At 65.7% G+C, this 19,190-nt stretch carries 20 protein-coding genes, 1 tRNA gene and 1 pseudogene; 8 read left to right on the forward strand and 14 right to left on the reverse strand.

Translation table 11 applies throughout. The annotated features are described in order from the left end of the window. Position 1 precedes the first annotated feature (1 nt). The 6 genes from ACZ1A1_RS13610 to ACZ1A1_RS13635 form a co-directional block, all read right to left on the reverse strand. Positions 2–1,306 carry a dihydrolipoamide acetyltransferase family protein gene (locus ACZ1A1_RS13610; RefSeq protein ID WP_463620351.1) on the reverse strand — a complete coding sequence of 435 codons (1,305 nt, stop codon included), beginning with the start codon at positions 1,304–1,306 and terminating at the stop codon, positions 2–4. Positions 1,307–1,308: 2 nt separating this feature from the next. After that, positions 1,309–2,322, reverse strand: coding sequence for an alpha-ketoacid dehydrogenase subunit beta (locus ACZ1A1_RS13615; protein ID WP_313193680.1), 1,014 nt, complete (start codon positions 2,320–2,322; stop codon positions 1,309–1,311). A gap of 1 nt (position 2,323) precedes the next feature. Further along, a complete protein-coding gene (locus ACZ1A1_RS13620; protein ID WP_463620352.1) occupies positions 2,324–3,556 on the reverse strand; it encodes a thiamine pyrophosphate-dependent enzyme in 1,233 nt (410 codons plus the stop codon). Between the two features lie 63 nt (positions 3,557–3,619). Further along, on the reverse strand, positions 3,620–4,747 hold the full coding sequence (locus tag ACZ1A1_RS13625; protein WP_463620353.1) for an acyl-CoA dehydrogenase family protein: 1,128 nt from the start codon (positions 4,745–4,747) through the stop codon (positions 3,620–3,622). Positions 4,748–4,771: 24 nt separating this feature from the next. Continuing rightward, entirely contained in the window at positions 4,772–5,953 is a 1,182-nt protein-coding gene (locus tag ACZ1A1_RS13630) for an acetyl-CoA C-acyltransferase (RefSeq protein WP_463620422.1), read from the reverse strand. A gap of 15 nt (positions 5,954–5,968) precedes the next feature. Then, on the reverse strand, positions 5,969–6,736 hold the full coding sequence (locus tag ACZ1A1_RS13635) for a 3-hydroxyacyl-CoA dehydrogenase (protein ID WP_463620354.1): 768 nt from the start codon (positions 6,734–6,736) through the stop codon (positions 5,969–5,971). A 187-nt stretch (positions 6,737–6,923) separates the two neighbouring features. Here ACZ1A1_RS13635 and ACZ1A1_RS13640 point away from each other — a divergent pair, with 187 nt between their 5' ends. Next, positions 6,924–7,934 (forward strand): AraC family transcriptional regulator, encoded by a 1,011-nt coding sequence (locus ACZ1A1_RS13640; RefSeq protein WP_463620355.1) that lies wholly within the window; start codon positions 6,924–6,926, stop codon positions 7,932–7,934. A gap of 102 nt (positions 7,935–8,036) precedes the next feature. Then, positions 8,037–8,585 (forward strand): NADPH-dependent FMN reductase, encoded by a 549-nt coding sequence (locus tag ACZ1A1_RS13645; RefSeq protein ID WP_313193685.1) that lies wholly within the window; start codon positions 8,037–8,039, stop codon positions 8,583–8,585. A 41-nt stretch (positions 8,586–8,626) separates the two neighbouring features. Here ACZ1A1_RS13645 and ACZ1A1_RS13650 read toward each other — a convergent pair. The 3 genes from ACZ1A1_RS13650 to ACZ1A1_RS13660 all read right to left on the reverse strand — a co-directional run bounded on the left by ACZ1A1_RS13650 (position 8,627) and on the right by ACZ1A1_RS13660 (position 10,967). Continuing rightward, positions 8,627–8,703 (reverse strand) — tRNA-Met (locus tag ACZ1A1_RS13650). Positions 8,704–8,836: 133 nt separating this feature from the next. Then, entirely contained in the window at positions 8,837–10,033 is a 1,197-nt protein-coding gene (mnmA, locus tag ACZ1A1_RS13655; RefSeq protein WP_463620356.1) for a tRNA 2-thiouridine(34) synthase MnmA, read from the reverse strand. A gap of 184 nt (positions 10,034–10,217) precedes the next feature. Beyond that, entirely contained in the window at positions 10,218–10,967 is a 750-nt protein-coding gene (locus ACZ1A1_RS13660; RefSeq protein WP_313193711.1) for a helix-turn-helix transcriptional regulator, read from the reverse strand. 441 nt (positions 10,968–11,408) lie between these two features. Between ACZ1A1_RS13660 and sciP the strand changes: the two genes are divergently transcribed. Both sciP and ACZ1A1_RS13670 read left to right on the forward strand, forming a co-directional pair. Then, positions 11,409–11,684 carry a CtrA inhibitor SciP gene (sciP, locus tag ACZ1A1_RS13665; protein WP_023515011.1) on the forward strand — a complete coding sequence of 92 codons (276 nt, stop codon included), beginning with the start codon at positions 11,409–11,411 and terminating at the stop codon, positions 11,682–11,684. Between the two features lie 187 nt (positions 11,685–11,871). After that, entirely contained in the window at positions 11,872–12,153 is a 282-nt protein-coding gene (locus ACZ1A1_RS13670; protein WP_415213916.1) for a GNAT family N-acetyltransferase, read from the forward strand. Between the two features lie 119 nt (positions 12,154–12,272). Here the strand turns inward: ACZ1A1_RS13670 and ACZ1A1_RS13675 are convergent, their stop codons facing one another. Then, the gene (locus ACZ1A1_RS13675; RefSeq protein WP_119256749.1) at positions 12,273–12,623 is read right to left on the reverse strand and encodes a flagellar export protein FliJ; all 351 of its coding nucleotides are present in this window, start codon (positions 12,621–12,623) and stop codon (positions 12,273–12,275) included. Positions 12,624–13,152: 529 nt separating this feature from the next. Here ACZ1A1_RS13675 and ctrA point away from each other — a divergent pair. Then, positions 13,153–13,854, forward strand: a complete 702-nt coding sequence (gene ctrA, locus ACZ1A1_RS13680) for a response regulator transcription factor CtrA (protein WP_313193713.1) — start codon at positions 13,153–13,155, stop codon at positions 13,852–13,854. Between the two features lie 146 nt (positions 13,855–14,000). Here the strand turns inward: ctrA and ACZ1A1_RS13685 are convergent, their stop codons facing one another. Next, complete coding sequence (locus tag ACZ1A1_RS13685) at positions 14,001–14,363, reverse strand: response regulator (RefSeq protein ID WP_313193714.1); 363 nt, start codon at positions 14,361–14,363, stop codon at positions 14,001–14,003. A 117-nt stretch (positions 14,364–14,480) separates the two neighbouring features. Continuing rightward, positions 14,481–15,134: a histidine phosphotransferase ChpT gene (gene chpT / locus ACZ1A1_RS13690; protein ID WP_313193715.1), complete on the reverse strand. Its 654-nt coding sequence runs from the start codon at positions 15,132–15,134 to the stop codon at positions 14,481–14,483. Positions 15,135–15,352: 218 nt separating this feature from the next. Between chpT and ACZ1A1_RS13695 the strand changes: the two genes are divergently transcribed. The 3 genes and pseudogenes from ACZ1A1_RS13695 to ACZ1A1_RS13705 all read left to right on the forward strand — a co-directional run bounded on the left by ACZ1A1_RS13695 (position 15,353) and on the right by ACZ1A1_RS13705 (position 17,858). Further along, the gene (locus ACZ1A1_RS13695) at positions 15,353–15,931 is read left to right on the forward strand and encodes a DUF1134 domain-containing protein (protein WP_463620357.1); all 579 of its coding nucleotides are present in this window, start codon (positions 15,353–15,355) and stop codon (positions 15,929–15,931) included. A 139-nt stretch (positions 15,932–16,070) separates the two neighbouring features. Then, positions 16,071–17,222, forward strand: coding sequence for a hypothetical protein (locus tag ACZ1A1_RS13700; RefSeq protein WP_463620358.1), 1,152 nt, complete (start codon positions 16,071–16,073; stop codon positions 17,220–17,222). 122 nt (positions 17,223–17,344) lie between these two features. Then, positions 17,345–17,858 (forward strand): annotated as a pseudogene (locus ACZ1A1_RS13705) (dihydrofolate reductase family protein). Positions 17,859–17,956: 98 nt separating this feature from the next. Here the strand turns inward: ACZ1A1_RS13705 and ACZ1A1_RS13710 are convergent. Then, positions 17,957–18,787 (reverse strand): TrmH family RNA methyltransferase, encoded by an 831-nt coding sequence (locus ACZ1A1_RS13710; protein ID WP_463620359.1) that lies wholly within the window; start codon positions 18,785–18,787, stop codon positions 17,957–17,959. A gap of 6 nt (positions 18,788–18,793) precedes the next feature. Further along, positions 18,794–19,183 (reverse strand): hypothetical protein, encoded by a 390-nt coding sequence (locus tag ACZ1A1_RS13715; RefSeq protein WP_119256741.1) that lies wholly within the window; start codon positions 19,181–19,183, stop codon positions 18,794–18,796. Positions 19,184–19,190: the final 7 nt, after the last annotated feature.

Here is a 19,190-nt window from a genome sequence, read left to right on the forward strand (position 1 = left end):
ATCAGCCTTCGATGAAGATCAGCGCGGGGGTTTCGAGAAGCGCCTTGAGCCGCTGGACGAAGACCGCCGCGTCCCAGCCGTCGACGATGCGGTGATCGAAGCTCGACGACAGGTTCATGATCTTGCGCGGAATGAACTGGGTGCCGTCCCAGACGGGCCGCATCATGATCTTGTTGACGCCGACGATCGCCACTTCCGGATGGTTGATGATCGGCGTCGTGACGATGCCGCCGAGCGCGCCGAGCGAGGTGATGGTGATGGTCGAGCCGGAAAGCTCCTCGCGCGCCGCCGTGCCGTTGCGGGCGGCATCGGCAAGGCGAACGAGCTCGGCAGCGCTGTCCCAGATCGAGCGGGCCTCGGCATGGCGCACGACCGGCACCGTCAGGCCGGCGGGCGTCTGCGTGGCGATGCCGATATGCACGGCGCCATAACGCGTGACGATGCCGGCATCGTCGTCGAAGGTGGCGTTGACGCCGGGCTGCTCGGCGAGCGTCCTCACCAGCGCCCGCATCAGGAAGGGCAGGATGGTCAGCTTCTGCTGGTCGGGCTTGCGGCCGGCATTCATCGTGGCGCGCAGGTCTTCCAGGTCGGTGACGTCCACTTCCTCCACATAGGTGATGTGGGGAATGCGGGAGCTTGCAAGGCGCATCTTCTCGGCGATGCGGCGGCGCAGGCCCGTGACCTTGATCTCCTCCGTCGCGGTCTTGCGGGCAAGCCCGGCCTGCGCGGCGGCGGGTTGTCCCCCACGCGCGATGAACCGGTCTAGGTCGTCATGGGTGATGCGGCCGGCCGGGCCGCTGCCCGACACCTGCCGCAGATCGACGCCGGCTTCCTGCGCCCGCAGCCGGACGGCCGGCGAGGCGAGCGGCTTTGTCTCCGGCGTCGCGGCTTTCCCCTTCTCCCCCACGGGGAGAAGGTGGCCCGCAGGGCCGGATGAGGGGGGTGGCTCGCTCGGCGGCGGGGACGGCTCCCTCGAAGCTTGCGGCACGGCCCCCTCATCCGCCCTTCGGGCACCTTCTCCCCGCGGGGGAGAAGGGGTTTCCTCGGCAACGGCCTCGCCTTCACCCGCAACCTCGATGCGCAGCAGCGGCGCCTTGACGGCGACGATGTCGCCAATCTCGGCGCCGAGCCAGAGCACGGTGCCGTCGACCGGCGAGGGAATCTCCACCGTCGCCTTGTCGGTCATGACGGCGGCGAGCACCATGTCCTCGCGCACCGGATCGCCCGGCTTGACGTGCCATTCCACAAGCTCGGCCTCGGCCACGCCCTCGCCCACATCGGGCATCTTGATGACGAACTCGCCCATCCTCAGCCCTCCATCACTTCCTGTAGCGCCCGGCCGACGCGGGCAGGCCCCGGGAAATAGTCCCATTCCTGCGCATGCGGATAGGGCGTATCCCAGCCCGTCACGCGCACCACCGGCGCTTCGAGGCTGTAGAAGCAGTGTTCCTGAACCAGCGAAACGACCTCGCCGCCGAAGCCGGAGGTCAGCGTCGCCTCGTGCACGACGACGCAGCGGCCGGTCTTCTTCACCGACTGGACGATGGTGTCGAGATCGAGCGGCAGGAGGCTGCGCAGGTCGATCACCTCGGCGTCGATCCCCGTCTCCTCGGCGGCGGCGAGCGCCACATGCACCATCGTGCCGTAGGCGACGACGGTGACCGCGCTGCCCGGCCGGCGGATTTCCGCCTTGCCGATGGGGATCGTGTAGTGCCCCTCCGGCACCTCGCCGAGCTCGTGCTTCGACCAGGGCGTGACGGGCTTTTCGTGATGGCCGTCGAAGGGGCCGTTGTAGAGGCGCTTCGGTTCGAGGAACATCACCGGGTCCGGGTCCTCGATGGCCGCGATCAGCAGGCCCTTGGCGTCGTAGGGATTGGAGGGGACGATCACCTTCAGCCCGCAGACATGGGTGAACAGCGCCTCCGGGCTCTGGCTGTGCGTCTGGCCGCCGAAGATGCCGCCGCCGGTCGGCATGCGCACGACGATGGGGCAGGTGAAATCGCCGTTGGAGCGGTAGCGGATGCGCGCAGCCTCCTGGGTGATCTGGTCGTAGGCCGGGTACATGTAGTCGGCGAACTGGATCTCGACGCAGGGCTTCAGCCCATAGGCGGCCATGCCGATGGCCGTGCCGAGAATGCCGGATTCGTTGATCGGCGCGTCGAAGCATCGCGTCTTGCCGTACTTGGCCTGCAGCCCCTGCGTCGCCCGGAAGACGCCGCCGAAATAGCCGACGTCCTCGCCGAAGACGACGACCCCGTCGTCGCGTCCCATCGAGACGTCCATGGCGCTGCGCACCGCCTCGATCATCGTCATTCTTGCCATGTCAGTATCCTGCCTTCTGCCGCTGGCGGCGGATATGGGCGGGCATTTCCGCATAGACGCCCTCGAAGATGTCGCGCACCGAGGGCTTGCCGCCCGCATGCAGCGTGCCGTGGCTTTCGGCCTGCTTCTGCGCCTGGATCACCTCGTCGAGGATCTCGGCCTCCGCCTGCGCATGGCGCTCCTCCGACCAGACACCGCGCAGGCCGAGGTGCTTCTTCAGCCGCAGCACCGGATCGCCGAGCGGCCAGGCCTCGGATTCGGTCTTCGGGCGGTAGGCGCTCGGATCGTCCGAGGTGGAATGGGCGCCGACGCGGTAGGTGACATATTCGATCAGCGTCGGCCCGAGATTGCGCCGCGCCCGCTCCGCCGCCCATTTCGCGACGGCATGGACGGCGAGGTAGTCGTTGCCGTCGACGCGCAGTGCCGGGATGCCGAAGCCGAGGCCGCGGGCGGCGAACGTGCCCGAGCCGCCGCGGGCGATGCCCTGGAAGGTCGAGATGGCCCACTGGTTGTTGACGATGTTGAGGATGACCGGCGCCTTGTAGGTTGAGGCGAAGACGAGGGCGGAGTGGAAATCGGATTCGGCCGTCGAGCCGTCGCCGATCCAAGCGGCGGCGATCTTCGTGTCGTTGCGGATGGCGGACGCCATGGCCCAGCCGACGGCCTGCACATATTGCGTGGCAAGGTTGCCGGAGATGGTGAAGAAGCCATGCGCCTTCGACGAATACATGATCGGCAATTGCCGGCCGCGCAGGGGGTCCGCCTCGTTCGAATAGATCTGGTTCATCATCTCGACCATCGGATAGTCGTCGGCGATGAGGAGGCCCGCCTGCCGGTAGGTCGGGAAGTTCATGTCGCCCTTGGCGAGCGCCTTGCGGAAGGCGCAGCTCACCGCCTCCTCGCCGAGATGCTGCATGTAGAAGGAGGTCTTGCCCTGCCGCTGCGCCATCAGCATGCGCGCGTCGAAGGCGCGCAGCTTCATCATGTTGCGCAGGCCCGCCAGCAGCTCCTCGTCGGCAAGCAGCCCGGCCCAGGGGCCGACCGCCTCGCCGTCGCGATTGAGCACGCGGATGATGGAATAGGCGAGATCGCGGATCTCCTCCGGCGCCACGTCCACCGCCGGGCGCGGCACCGCGCCGGCCTTGGCGATCTTGACGTTGGAGAAATCCGGCTGGCCGCCGGGCCGGACCGCCGGCTCGGGAACGTGAAGGCTCAGATGCGCAACCTCGTTCATGTCCTGTCATTCCTCCCTTGCGGACTGCCCCGCCGCCTCCCTGCGACGGGCACGGTCCCGGCCTCAAAGATTGCGCGCGATGACGATGCGCTGCACGTCGCTCGTGCCCTCGTAGATCTGGCAGATGCGGACGTCGCGATAGATGCGCTCGACCGGATAATCCGCCATGTAACCGTAGCCGCCATGGACCTGGATCGCATCGGAGCAGACCCGTTCGGCCATTTCCGAGGCGAACAGCTTGGCCATCGACGCTTCGGTGAGGCAGGGCTGGCCCGCCTCCTTCAGCCCGGCGGCATGCAGCACCATCTGGCGCGCCACCTCGATCTGCGTCGCCATGTCGGCGAGCCGGAAGGCGACGGCCTGGTGGTCGATGATCGGCGCGCCGAAGGCCGTGCGCTCGCGGGCATAGTCACGCGCCGCCTCGAAGGCCGCCCGCGCCATGCCGACGGACTGCGCGGCAATGCCGATGCGCCCGCCTTCGAGGTTCGAAAGAGCGATCCTATAGCCCTCCCCCTCCGCGCCGAGCCGGTTTCCGGCGGGAACGCGCATGGCGTTGAAGGCGATCTGGCAGGTATCGGAGGAATGGAGGCCGAGCTTTTGCTCCACCCGCACGACCTCGTAGCCGGGCGTATCGGTCGGCACGATGAAGGCGGAAATGCCCTTCTTGCCGGCATCGGGATCGGTGACGGCGAAGACGATAATGACATCGCCGTTCTTGCCCGAGGTGATGAACTGCTTGGCGCCGTCGATGACGTAATGGTCGCCATCGCGGCGGGCGCGGGTCCTGAGGTTGGAGGCGTCGGAGCCGGCCTGCGGCTCGGTGAGCGCGAAGCCGCCGATCCATTCGCCGCTCGCAAGCTTCGGCAGGAAGCGCTGTTTCTGTTCATCGCTGCCGTATTTCAGGATCGGCACGCAGCCGACGGAGCTGTGCACGCTCATGATGGTCGAGCACGGCCCGTCGCCGCTGGCGATCTCCTCCAGCGCCACGGCATAGGCGACCGTGCCCGTCTCCGAGCCGCCATAGGCCTCCGGCACGAGCATGCCGAGGAAGCCGAGCTCGCCCATCTCCTTCAGCTCCGCGCGGGGAAAGCGGCTCTCCGCGTCACGCTCCGCCGCGCCCGGCGCCAGCCGCTCGCGGGCGAAATCGCGGGCCATGTCGCGGATCTGGGTCTGCTGTTCCGTCAGGATCATGGTCCGGCCTCCTCCCCAAACCGCTCAGTGCCGCTCGATGGCCACCGCCGTCGCCTCGCCGCCGCCGATGCAGAGCGTCGCCATGCCGCGCCGCAGATCGTAGCGTTCCAGCGCCGCAAGCAGCGTGACGAGCACGCGCGCGCCCGATGCGCCGATGGGATGGCCGAGCGCGCAGGCGCCGCCGTGAACGTTGACCTTGTCATGCGGCAGGTCGAGGTCGCGCATCGCCGCCATGGCGACGACGGCGAAGGCCTCGTTGATCTCGAAGAGGTCGACATCCCCAAGGTCCCAGCCGGTGCGCTCGCTTAGCCTTCGCAGCGCCCCGATCGGCGCGGTCGCGAAGAGGTTTGGCGCCTGCGCATGCGTCGCGTGGCCGACGATGGTGGCGAGCGGCGTCAGCCCCTCGCGCTCGGCCCGGGAGCGGCGCATCAGCACCAGCGCGGCCGCGCCGTCGGAGATCGAGGAGGCATTGGCCGCCGTCACCGTGCCGTTTTCGCGGAAGGCCGGCTTCAGCGTCGGGATCTTCTCCAGCCTGGCCTTGCCGGGCTGCTCGTCGCGGCTGACGACAGCCTCGGACCGGCCGGCCTTCACGGTGACGGGAACGATCTCGGCGTCGAATGCACCCGTCTCGATGGCGCTGCGGGCGCGGGTCAGGGAGGTGACGGCGTAGTCGTCCTGCGCCGGGCGGGTGAACTGGTAGGCCTCGGCGCAATCCTCGGCGAAGGTGCCCATCAGGCGCCCCTTGTCATAGGCGTCTTCGAGGCCGTCGAGGAACATGTGGTCGATGACGCGGCCATGGCCGAGCCGGTAGCCGCCGCGGGCGCGGTCGAGCAGGTAAGGCGCATTGGTCATGCTCTCCATGCCGCCTGCCACGGCGACCGAGGCACTGCCGGCAGCGATGAGGTCATGCGCCAGCATCACCGCCTTCATGCCCGAGCCGCACATCTTGTTGACCGTCGTCGCCCCGGCCGAGAAAGGCAGGCCCGCGCCGATGGCGGCCTGCCGCGCGGGCGCCTGCCCCTGCCCGGCCGGCAGCACGCAGCCGAACACCGTCTCCTCCACGGCATCGGGGGCGACGCCGCTCCGCTCCAGCGCCGCGCGGATCGCGGCCGCGCCGAGCTCCGGCGCGGTGGCATGCCCGAGGTCGCCCTGGAAGCCGCCCATCGGGGTGCGGGCCGAACCGACGATGACGATGGGATCCTGCATCATATCGAAACTCCCTCAGCGCGGCGCCATGCGCAACGCGCCGTCGAGGCGGATGACCTCGCCATTCAGCATGACGTTCTCACAGATGTGGCGCACCAGTGCGGCAAATTCCACCGGCTTGCCGAGACGCGGCGGAAAAGGCACGCTCCGCCCGAGCGAATCCTGCACCTCCTGCGGCATGCCGGCCATCATCGGCGTCTGGAAAATGCCCGGCGCGATGGAGACGACGCGGATGCCGTGGCGGGCCAGCTCGCGGGCGACCGGCAGCGTCATGGCGGCAACCCCGCCCTTGGAGGCCGCATAGGCCGCCTGCCCGATCTGGCCGTCGAAGGCCGCGACCGAGGCCGTGTTGATAACGATCCCCCGCTCGCCGTCCGCCTCAGGCTCTTCCTTCGCGATGGCGGCCGCCGCGAGCCGCGTCATGTTGAAGGTGCCGATGAGGTTGATGCCGACGGTGCGGGCAAAGCTGTCGAGCCGGTGCGGCCCGTCGCGGCCGAGCACCTTCTCGCCGGGCGCGACGCCCGCGCAATTGACCAGCCCGTGAAGATGGCCGAAACGCTCCAGCGCCAGATCGACGGCGGCCTGGCCGTCCGTCTCCTGCGTCACGTCGGTCTGGATGAAGGCTGCGCCGGTCCCCAACTCGCCGACGATACCACGGCCGGCATCGACATTGATGTCGGCGATCACGACATGCGCGCCCTCGCCCACCAGCATGCGCGCCACCGCCGCGCCGAGGCCCGAACCGCCGCCGGTGACGACAAAGGTCTTTCCGCGGATCAACATGGCTGCTCTCCCTCAGCGCATTCGAGTTCCGTGCGATCCGGCCGACTGCGGCCCTCCCGGTGCCGTATCCGCCGGCAGGGCGCCCTGCCCTCCGTCTTTCCTATTTTATGCCGGCGCGATATTGCATGCGATGACCGAAGCGTCTCGAACGATCGGCCAGTTTTACCATATCCCGCGGGACATGACGATGACGGATACCGGACGGCGGATGATATCGCCCTTCTTCGTGGAGGAGGCCATCGACTGCCTGAAACGGCAGGGCAAGGCGCCGGAGAAGGTGCTGGCCGCCGCCGGCCTGCCGCCCCGCATCGGGGTGCCGATCTCCGCCGAAAGCTACGGCGCCCTCTGGCTCGCCATCGCCGCGGAGATGGACGACGAATTCTTCGGCATGGCCGCAAGGCCGATGCGGCGCGGCAGCTTCACCCTCCTCTGCCATTGCATCCTGCATGCCCGGACCCTCGACCAGGCACTGCGGCGCGCGCTGCGCTTCCTCAATGTCGTGCTGGAGAACCCGGAAGGCCGTCTCGAAATCGCCGACGGTCTGGCCCAGATCGTCCTTGCGGACAGGCAGGGGCCGCGCTCCGCCTTCGCCTACCGGACCTACTGGATCCTGCTGCACGGCATCACCTGCTGGCTGATCGGGCGCCGCATTCCGCTGCGGATGGTCGATTTCCGCTGCGCCGAGCCGGAGCACGGCGCGGACTACCGGCTCTTCTTCGGCGCACCCGTGCGCTTTTCCCAGCCGGTGAGCCGCCTCGCCTTCGACGCTGCCATGCTGAAACTGCCCGTCGCGCGAAGCGAGCAGGCGCTGAAACAGTTCCTGCGCAACGCCCCGGCCAACATCCTCGTGCGCTACCGCTACGATGCCGGCCTTGCCGCCGGCGTCCGCAAGCGCCTGCGCGAGATGCCGCCGACCGCCTGGAACGCTTTCGACGATCTCGCCGCGCAGATGCGCATGTCGCCCTCGACCCTCAGGCACCGCCTCGCCGCGGAAGGCCAGAACTACGCCGCCATCAGGGACGAGATCCGCCGGGACCTCGCCATCGAGATGCTCCAGGCGACGACGCTCGGGGTCGGCGAGATCGCGACCCGCCTCGGCTTTTCCGAACCCAGCGCCTTCCACCGCGCCTTCCGGAAATGGACCGCCAGAAGCCCCGCCGCCTTCCGGCGCGAGACGGCGGCGCCGCGCCGGGCCTGATTCCCCGGCCCACGGCCTCAGCCAATAAAAGCTTCATCTTCGATATTGAGTTTTCCCGCCCGAGGAGCGAGGATCGGCGCGCCACGTAGCCTGGAGTTTCCCATGACCACCGTTGCAATCCTCGTCGGCAGCCTCCGCAAGGAGTCGTTCAGCCGCAAAGTCGCCAAGGCGCTCGTTTCCCTCACCCCCGGCCTGAAATTCGAATTTCTCGACATCGGCTCGGTTTCCTACTTCAACCAGGATCTCGAAGCGACGCCGCCGGCCGACTGGACCGCGCTGCGCGAGCGCGTCGCGGCCGCCGACGCCATCCTCTTCGTCACCGCCGAATACAACCGCTCGGTGCCCGGCGTTCTGAAGAATGCGATCGACGTCGCCTCGCGGCCCTATGGACAGGGCGCCCTGATGGGCAAGCCGGCAGCGATCATCTCGACCTCGATCGGCGCCATCGGCGGCTTCGGCGCCAACCATCACCTGCGCCAGTCGCTCTGCTTCCTGAACATGCCCGTTCTGGAACAGCCGGAAGCCTATATCGGCGGCACCGGCAGCCTGTTCGACGACGCGGGGAACCTCACCAACGACGGAACGCGCGATTTCCTCGCCAGTTTCGGCAAGGCATTCGAACAGCACATCGCACGCAATGCGAAGCGGTAGAAGGCCGCGCGTTGCGTTCAATTCAATTGCGGGAAAAAGAATGGTAGCGGAGGAGGGATTCGAACCCCCGACACAAGGATTATGATTCCTCTGCTCTAACCTACTGAGCTACTCCGCCGCCCGAAGGGACGATCGAGAGCGATGTCCGTTTCCGTCCGGTGCGCGGCTTATAAGGCGGGCTTCCCGCGGGTGTCAAGCGAGGTTTTGAGAAAATTCGCTTTGTCCGCAAGGGCTTTGGCGGTCGCGGCTTTTCAGGCCGCGACCGGGGTGGAAAGAATGCGCTTCAGGGCGTCCTCGGCGTCTGCCTCGCGCTCGGAACGCAGGATGAAGCCACCGCCGTAGATGCGGGCGTCCTCGCCCTCGCCGGAATAGAGCGCGCAGGCCTGGCCGGGCGCGACGCCCGGCTCGCCTTCGGCAAGCTCGACATAGATGCCGCCCTCGTTCGCCTGGAGGCGGGCCGGGCGCGGCGGACGCGTGGAGCGCACCTTGGCGTAGCAGTCAAAGCCGGCGGCCGCGACGGCTGTGAGGTCGCCGTCGCCGAGCCAGTTGATGTCGCGCAGGTAGAGGCGGCGCGTTTCCAGCGCTTCCTTGGGGCCGACGATGACGCGGCGCGAGCGGGCGTCGAGATAGACGACATAGAGCGGCTCGCCCGTGGCGATGCCGATGCCGCGGCGCTGGCCGATCGTATAGTGCAGGATACCCTCGTGCCGGCCGAGCACGCGGCCGTCGATATGCACGATGTCGCCGGCAAGCGCCGCATTCGGCTTCAGCTTGTTGACGATATCGGAATACTTGCCCTGCGGCACGAAGCAGATGTCCTGGCTGTCCGCCTTCTTGGCGACGACGAGGCCCATCTCCTCGGCCAGCGCCCGCGTTTCGGCCTTGGAAAGATGGCCGAGCGGGAAGCGCAGGTAATCGATCTGCTCCTGCGTCGTGGCGAAGAGGAAATAGCTCTGGTCGCGCTCGGCATCGACGGGGCGATAGAGCGCGCGGCGCCCCGGCGCGTCCGGCGCCGGATTGGGGCGCGAGCGGATGTAATGGCCGGTCGCCAGCGCGTCGGCGCCGAGTTCCCTCGCGGTGGCGAGGAGATCGGCGAATTTTACGGTCTGGTTGCAGGCGACGCACGGGATCGGCGTTTCGCCCGCGACATAGCTTTCGGCGAAGGGATTGATCACCGTCTCGCGGAAGCGCTTTTCATAATCGAGCACGTAATGCGGAATGCCGAGCGTTTCGCAGACGCGGCGCGCGTCGTCGATGTCCTGGCCGGCGCAGCACGAGCCCGCCCGGTGCACCGCCGCCCCGTGATCGTAGAGCTGCAGGGTGATGCCGAGAACGTCGTAGCCTTCACGTTTCAGGATGCCGGCCACCACCGAACTGTCGACGCCGCCCGACATGGCGACGACGACGCGCGTATCTTCCGGCTTGCGATCGAAATCGAGACTGTTCACGCGAGGTCCGTTCCGGTGCCGGCCGCGCCAAGGCTGCCGTCCTGCACCTTTGAATTGGGGCCGAAACCGGCCGTTGCGGCATCCCGCGATCCGCGGAACGCCTTTCGGGCGACATATAGAAACTTGCCGCATCGAGGGCAAGAGAAGGCCGGAAAGCTCCTCCTCCCCCGGCGCTGACCGAATGTCAGATGAGCCGGAGGCGCAGGGCGATGGCGATGGCCTGCATGCGGTTGACGGCCTGCAGCTTGCGCGTCGCGCTCTTGAAATAGCTGCTCACCGTATAGACCGAGATGCCGAGGATGATGGCGATCTCATCGCTGCTCTTGCCCGCCGCCGCCCAGCGCAGGCACTCGACCTCGCGGCTGGAGAGCTTCTCCCGCCCGGCCGTCACGGCGACGAAGGTCTTTTCCAGGCATTCGAAAAGCTGGAGGGCGGCGAAATGCAGCTCCGCCAGCTCCGGCCGGGCGAGCGGCGCGCGCGTTCCCGAAAACACCATCAGGTAGGGATCGGCGGTCGTCGAATGCAGGAGGAAGGCCGTCGAGGCGGAAAGGCCATGGCTCTCGGCGAGCGCGATCGCTTCACCGGCCTGCGCGTTTTCCCAGTCGGCCGGCGCCATGAGCGCGCTGTCGCCCTGCACCGGCAGCTTGGTCATGCCGGTATCGACCGCCAGCCGGCTGACATGGAAGAGGCTCATCGCGTCGTATTTGCGCACGAGCTCCGCCGGCCAGTTGCTGACGAGCAGGCGCTCGGCGAACCGCTGCTGATCGTTCGCCGGGAAGCGCGCGACCATGAAATGGCTGAAGCCGAAATGGCCGGCGCACTGGCGCATGAGGTGCAGAACCTCGTATTCGGTCTGCACCGCCTCGATATTGGCCGAGGAGAGGAACTCTGGCGACCGGCCCTGCTGCGCGAGCATGTTGTCTGGGTCTCTCATTTTCCGTTTCCAACAACCGGCGCGTGGACGCCGGGTTTCCTGTGCATTCCCGGTCCGGAAAATTTCAGGCGCATCCCGCTCGACAGGCGAAAAAGAAAAAACGCCGCAAAAGCCGTATCCCGTGAAGGAACAGCTTGGAGTGGCAATTCATTTGGATGCATCCTGGGGGCTTCCGATGGCATCAACCCGACGCCGCCCCGAATTTTGCGGCCTGATAGCAGTATTTAAGTAAAATGGAAACGGAATATTTGCATGGCTCCCATGCAGGCGAAGGAGAGCGAAAATCGCCGGACGTAAGGGAAGGCAGGCCTTTCCGCGTCGCTGCCGTGCCGGCGAAGCCGCTCAAAAGATTAGAAAATTGTTAGCATGCGCTTAGGCAATTCTTAAATGTGGCAGGCTAGAGTCCCTCACATATGGTCTTGAGTTTATGTAGAGAGTCCAATGACCGATCTGATACGACCCCGCGTTAAATACGTCATCGGCCCCGATGGCAGCCCCCTGACGATCGCCGATCTGCCGCCGGCCAACACGCGGCGCTGGGTGATTCGCCGGAAGGCCGAAGTCGTCGCCGCCGTGCGCGGTGGCCTTCTCAGCCTCGAAGAAGCCTGCGAACGCTATACGCTGACGGTCGAAGAATTCCTGTCCTGGCAGTCCTCCATCAACGACCACGGCCTTGCCGGCCTGCGCACCACGCGCATCCAGCAGTACCGCCACTAGACCATTCCGTTTTAGATCAAGACCCTGCGGCCGCTTCATGCGGCCGCAATGCTTTTGCGGAAAGCCCGCCCTCCGGGGCGGAGCGCCCTGCCTCGACAGAGCACGCACTGTTCACAGCCGCGCTGCTTGCGGGATCGCGCGCGACAGGAAAGGATGCCTCCAGCGCAACGACAGCGAGGAGAGCATCATGGATATCCTGCACGAAGACAGCGGCACGAAGGGCCGCTACTACACGGTCATCGAGGGGCACGAGGGGGAAATGACCTATTCCCGCGCCTCCCCGCAGCTCGTCATCATCGACCATACCGGCGTGCCGGATGCGTTGCGCGGCAAGGGCGTCGGCCAGGCGCTGGCGGCCCATGCCGTGGAAGAGGCCCGCAAGGGCGGCTGGAAGATCATGCCGCTCTGCCCGTTCTTCCGGGCGCAGGCCATGCGCCACAAGGAATGGCACGACGTCGTCAATCTCTGAAACGTCAAGGCGGCAGTTTTCACGCGCCGCACATGTCGGGCGCGTCCAAAAAAACGCGAAGAGCCCTCGTGAGCGGTCTTGCGGCCGCTCGCGAGGGTTCTTCAGGATGGCACCTTAAATCAGGCGCGCATCCGGACCGCGTTGTCGCGCTCTTCCAGCGCCGAAGCCTTGGCGAATTCCGCCTCCGCCTCTTCCAGCGCCAGCTCGGCCGCATCCTGCTGCACCTTCAGTTCCCGGATGGAGACCTGAAGATTGTCGGAGCGTTGCCGCGCCGCCTTTGCAAAGGTGGGATAAGCGAAGTGACCCGGATCGGTGATCCCGGATTTCTTCTCTTCGATGGCGATCTGGCTTTCCAGTTCCTTCGACATCCGTTCGAATTCGGACATCATCAACTGAAGCTGTGCCAGCTGCCGTCTCTTGTCTTTCACCTGAAATTCCTTCAGGCGAACTAGGCTCTCACGCGACTTCATACGCAATACTCCCGTGGATAGCGAGACCCCGGCATTGGAGCGGACGCCGCCGAAAACGCTGGCGGACCTCCACTCGGCATTCCAATCCGGCCTTTGGAAAGCGCGGCATTCCACCGCGCACCGCCGACCGTCACGATAACCCGTAACCGGCAAACCCTGCCGAACCGTAAAAAAATTCAGCGAGATTAATGAAATCCTACCGCTGGTAACCTTTCGTTTACGGGCATCGTTAATCATAGCGATGATGATTTAAGGCTCAGTAAATGCGGTTCGCGAAAAACGAGGTGGCCACATTGATGAGTCGAAAGAGTCGGTTAACGTGTTTTCTTAAATATTGTGTTTAAGAGACACATTTCTGATTCATGTGTGAAATCAGGAGCCTGCCTAAAATAATTAACAGACCGATACACTCTTGCCAAAGTGAATCAGGATTTGTTAACCATTTCGTGGCAGCCTCCAAATCAGGCAACGACTGGATCCGTATCGCGTAGGGGGCCAGGTACCTTGAGCGGCGGAAAAGGGGACAGATATGCGGGTTCTACTCATTGAGGACGATAGCGCGACAGCGCAGAGCATCGAGCTGATGCTGAAGTCCGAAAGTTTTAATGTGTATACCACCGACCTCGGCGAGGAAGGTGTCGATCTGGGCAAGTTGTACGATTACGACATCATCCTGCTCGACCTGAACCTCCCCGACATGTCGGGTTACGAGGTCCTGCGCACGCTGCGCCTGTCCAAGGTCAAGACGCCGATCCTCATCCTCTCCGGCATGGCCGGCATCGAGGACAAGGTGCGCGGCCTCGGCTTCGGCGCCGACGACTACATGACGAAGCCCTTCCACAAGGACGAGCTCGTCGCCCGTATCCACGCCATCGTGCGCCGCTCCAAGGGCCATGCCCAGTCGGTTATCTCGACGGGCGAGCTCATCGTCAACCTCGACGCCAAGACCGTCGAAGTCGGCGGCCAGCGCGTGCACCTGACGGGCAAGGAATACCAGATGCTCGAGCTGCTCTCGCTGCGCAAGGGCACCACGCTCACCAAGGAAATGTTCCTCAACCACCTTTATGGCGGCATGGACGAGCCGGAACTGAAGATCATCGACGTCTTCATCTGCAAGCTGCGCAAGAAGCTGGCCAACGCCGCCGGCGGCGCGAACTATATCGAGACGGTCTGGGGCCGCGGCTATGTGCTGCGCGAGCCCGACGGCGGCGACTATCTCGAAAGCGCCTGATAGCGCCCTCCCCGCTCCCGCATCAGACCCGCCGCTCGTCGGCGGGTTTTCTTTTGCGTGGATTGCCGGATTCTACCGGCACGGACACAAAAAAGCGGCCGGCTCCTTTGGAGCGGCCGCCTTTCATTTGGCTATGAGCGATCTCCTCAGGCGGCGATCGAAAGATTGCCGAAGACCTGGGTCAGGATCTTGCGGTCGAACGGCTTCAGCAGGAAGTCGTCGGCGCCGGCGCGCTTGCCCATCATCATCTTCTTGAGATCGGCCTCGACCACGCAATAATAGATGCGTACAGACTTGCCCTGCGGCAGGTTGCGCACGTTGCCGATCAGCTCGAGCGCGCCGTCCATGGTGGAATCGACGATCAGGATATTAGGCAGGTCGGCCTCGCAGCGCACCAGCGCCTCAAGCGAGCTCGAGGCTTCCAGCACGAGGAAATCGAAACCGGAAAGAATACGCTTGCCGACCTTGCGGACGACATCGGAACCGTCGGCGATCATCAACCGCTGCATTTGGCTGCTCCTAGGTCTCCCGCTCGCAGAGCGGGAACGATACAGGATGCAACTCTAACGGCGCCTGGCAAACAAAGCGTTAGCGGCCATGGTTAACGGACCGTGACCGCCCGCTAATCATTCCGATGCCGCAACCGTGCGGGCGGAGAAGACGATCTCTTCGGGATGCACCGTCACGTCGAGCTCCATCCCCGCCTCATCGGCGAGCAGCACCGTGTAGTAGGGCTGGATGGAATGCGCGTCGACCGCCTCTTCCGGCGTGCCGGAAAGGATCTCCATGAACTTCGGCGGCACGCGCAGCATGCGGCCCTTCACGGCGAGCTTGAATACCGCGTCGAATTCCGGGTTTTCCAGCGTCACGTCGATCGAGCCGCCGCGCGGGATCGCACCATAGGCGATGAGGAACAGGTTGAGCAGCAGCTTCACCCGGTTCTTCGCGACGATGGCGCGCGGCCCCGTCCAGGTGATCTCCGTCTTCTTCTCGGCCGCCGCGAAGTCGCGGGCCGCCTTTTCCGCCTCGCCCGTATCGATCGAGGCGCCGACCGAGCCGGACGCGCCGAAGGCAAGGCGCGCGAACTTCAGGCGCACGGAGGCGTTGAGGGCGCTGGCGCGGATGAGCTCCATCGCCTCGACGTCGGCGCCGCCCTCGTCGAGCAGTTCCAGACCGTTGTTGATCGCCCCGACGGGCGAGATGACATCATGGCAGACGCGGCTGCACAGAAGCGCTGCCAGATCGGGACCGGTCAGCGTAAGGTTCGGATTTTTCGCCATAAATTTCTCCCAGATCCACGCATTCGTTCATCGCGGGCCGCCCATTGCGGGCGCACGCGGGGACATTCCGCGCGACGCATAGCACGCCGGAATTGCGCGAGGCGTGCTCGATTTCAAGACAGCCATAATGACACCACATTTGGTAAACCGATTGTTAAGATCATCGGGTCAAATTGCTGCATGGAACGGGGCCGGGACATGAAGGAAGGCGAACGGACATGGCTATTTCACATCTGTTGACGAAGGCACTGGGGCTCGCCGCGGCGGTGTGCATGACCCTTTTCCTTGCGCTTCCGGCGGCTGCGCAGCAGAGCAACCAGTATTCCATGCAGGAGATCGTCGACGCCGGTCACAGCTTCTTCGGCGAGACCTCCGGCGGCCTTGCCAAGCTGGTGGAACGCGCCTTCGAATCCTACGGCCTGCCGAACGGTTACATTCTCGGCCAGGAAGGCTCCGGCGCCTTCGTCGCCGGCCTGACCTATGGCGAGGGCACGCTCAACACCAAGAATGCCGGCCAGCATTCCGTCTTCTGGCAGGGCCCCTCGCTCGGCCTCGACTGGGGCGGCCAGGGCAGCCGCACCATGATGCTCGTCTACAACCTGCCGAATGTCGATTCGCTCTACGACCGCTTCGGCGGCGTCTCCGGCTCGGCCTATATTATTGCCGGCCTCGGCATGCAGGTGAACGTCAACCGCGATATCGTGCTCGTGCCGATCCGCACCGGCGTCGGCGCCCGGCTCGGCGTCAATGCCGGCTATCTGAAGCTGACCCGCCAGCCCACCTGGAATCCTTTCTGACGCGAATGAAGCCGGCGCCTCGTCCGTCAGGCAAAAGCAGGCCGATTTCGCAGGACCGCCCCCTGTGCAAGCTCGAACGAGCCGCTATAGTGCGCTCGTTCGAGACCCGTTTTGGGCCATGTTTGGAACGAGTGGATCCGTGATCGAGTACGCCCTCCTCTTCGCACTCGGCTTTCTCGCCGCCACGCTGGCCGGCCTTCTCGTCGCCCCGGCGATCCAGAAGCGCATCGTCAGGTTCACCGAACAGCGCATGCTGGCCACCATGCCGCTCAGCCCGCAGGAAGTGCGCGCGCAGAAGGACATGGCGCGCGCCGCCTTCGCCGCCGAAAACGCGCGCCTTGCCCAGGACGTCCGCCGCGCGCGCGAGAAGCACACGCTGGAAATGGTCCGCAGCGAGAAGCTGATGGCCGAGGCCGGCAAGATCAGCACGGAGAATGCCGAACTTCACGCCCAGATCGCCGACATGAACATCGAGGCCGGCGACAGGCGCTCGGCGCTCCGGCGCGAGGAGATGAAGAGCGAGCAGTTGAGAAACGCGCTCGTCGGCGCCGACCGCGAGATTCGCGCGCGTGCGGCGGATATCGAAAAGCTCGAAGGCACGATCGGCCGCCTGCGCGCCGACATCGACAACATGAAGATCGACCTTGCCACGCGCGATACGGTGATGGAGAACCTGCAGAGCCGCATCGGCAATCTCAGGGACGAGCGCGACAAGCTGCGCGAGGATATCAAGGCCTCCATCGAGAAGGCGAAGGCGCTCGAAATCCGCCTTTCACGCGAGGAAGGCCGCGCCCGCCAGCTGGAGACGAAATTGACGCGGGAACTGGCCGGCAGCGCCGACAAGGACAATGCGATCGAGCGGCGCATCGCGGAGATCAACCGCCTGCGCGAGAAGGTGAAGACTTTGACGGCAGAAAGCAAGGAAGTGGCGAAGGCCGGCCGCGCCACCGGCCTTTCCCGCAGCATCGCGGCAAGCCGCATTTCGAACCGCCGCGCCGAGAAGGTGCAGCCCGTGCCGCCGATCGACATCGTCGCGCTGGAGGAGGATGCCCGCAACCAGAGCACCGCGCTCACCGAGCGCCTGCTGGCGGCCAGGACCGATGCGAACGATGCGGCGCTGCGCGAGGAGATGGCCGACCTCGCCAGCAAGATGATCGTGCTGACGGCCACGCGCGAAGGCGCAAGCTCCCCCGTCCATGACCTCATCGCGACCATCGAGCCCGATCTCGAAGGCGACGACCAGAGCCTCGCCCGCCGGGCGCGCGAGCGCATGGGCCACGACGAGACCTGACCGCGCACGCTTTGGGTCGGGAACCGAGCCCGGCCCCGCAAGACAGCGGCGGATTGTAGCCGGCGTCATTTCTGCGTAACATTCCCCCACGCCCTTCGAGCGCCCTGGAGGAGACCCGCGGCATGGCGAAGCTCGTATTCGCTCTGAACCAGTCCCTGGACGGCTATTCGTGCCCGAGCCGGCGCTCTTCCGTCATTTCATCGACGATGTGCGCGGCCTCGCCGGCATGCTGTACGGCCCCGGATGTACGAGGTGATGCGCTACTGGGACGACGATCGCCCGGAATGGGACGCGGCGGAACGCGACTATGCGGCGGCATGGCGCAGCCGACCGAAATGGGTCGTGTCGCGCTCGCTCAAATCCGTCGGCCCGAACGCCACGCTTCTTGCCGAAGACATCGAAGCGCCGATACGGCAACTGAAGGCCGGTCTCGATGGCGAGATCGAGGTTGCCGGACCCGAACTGGCGAAAAGCCTGACCGACCTCGGCCTCATCGACGAGTACCGGCTATATCTCCACCCCGTCGTGGTCGGCCACGGCAAGCCGTTCTTCGCCGGCCCGCGCCCGCCGCTGCGCCTCGTGGCGAGCGACCGCATCGGCGAGAATGTGATCCGGCTGACCTATCGTCCCGCTTGAAGCAATTCCAGCAAAAGTGCGAAGCGGTTTTGCGTCCGGGATTGCGCAAAAATAAAGAGTTGGAGCGTTTTCGCGATTCGAAGAAAAGCGGAAATGCTCTAGCTCACCCGGCCCATCGTCAGGGCGATCTGGTAGAGCGCGATGCCGCTCGCCGTCGCGACATTGAGGCTGTCGAGGCCGGGGCGTTGCGGGATGCGGGCGGTGCGGAACGAGGAGAGGATGCTCGCCGGCAGCCCCTCGCCTTCCGTCCCGAGGACGAGCGCGATCCGGCGCGCGGCCGGGATGGCGGCCACGGCTACCTCGCCGCGCGGCGAAAGCCCCCAGATCTCGAAGCCCGCCTCGGAAAGCCCGCGCAGCATGGTCTCGGCGGCAAGGCCGCGCGCGAAGGGCACCGTCAGCACGGAGCCGACCGAGACGCGAATCGCCTTGCGGTAGAGCGGATCGCAGGACGTCTCGTCGAGGAAGACCGCATCCGCCCCGAAGGCGGCGGCGTTGCGGAAGATCGAGCCGACATTGTCATGGTTGGAAAGGCCGCAGCCGGCCAGGACGAGGCTCGCCGCCGGCAGCCGGCCGAGCAGCGAGGCGCCGATGTCCGCCGCCGGCTTGCGGCCGAGCGCCAGCACACCGCGATGCATGTTGAAACCGGCGATCGCATCGAAGACCGGCTGCGCGGCGACATAGACCGGCACGCTTTCGGGAAAGGCGTCGAGCACCTCGCCAAGCCCGGCCAGCCGGTTTTCGAGAAGCAGGATGGCTTCCGACGCAAAGCCGTTGCCTTCCGCCGCGCCCTGCCCGAGCATGCGCAGCACCACGGTGCCTTCGGCAATGAAAAGCCCGTCGCGGCCCGTCAGGTCCCGCTCGCGGATCGAGATGAAGCCGGCAATGCGCGGATCGCCGGGATCGTCGATGCGGATCGGCGCGGCGGCCATGCCGGGTCAGTTGCCCGCAATGTCGATTTCGGCGACGACGCGGCCGGCGGCGATGTCGAAGAGGAAGGCCTTGCGCGCGCCATCGGCCATCGCGCCGTAGAACAGGATCTGCCCGGCCGACTGCGACACGGCCGAAACGGCGAAACCGGCCGGCAGCGTCGCGGTCGCCTTGACCGGCGCATCGCTCGGCACCGAAAGGCCGCCCGAAGTTGCCACCGCTTCCGGCTTGCCATCCCGGTTGCTGATCTTATAGACAATGGCTGCGAGCACCGCCATGAACATCAGAAGCATGATGCCGCCCGAAACGAGTTGCAGGCGCATCATCTTGCGGCGCACATTCTCCATGACCGGGTCGAGCGGCTTGTCTTCCTGATCGTCGTTTTCGATATTGGACATGTCGGGC

This window comes from Shinella sp. R2-11, assembly GCF_055330205.1.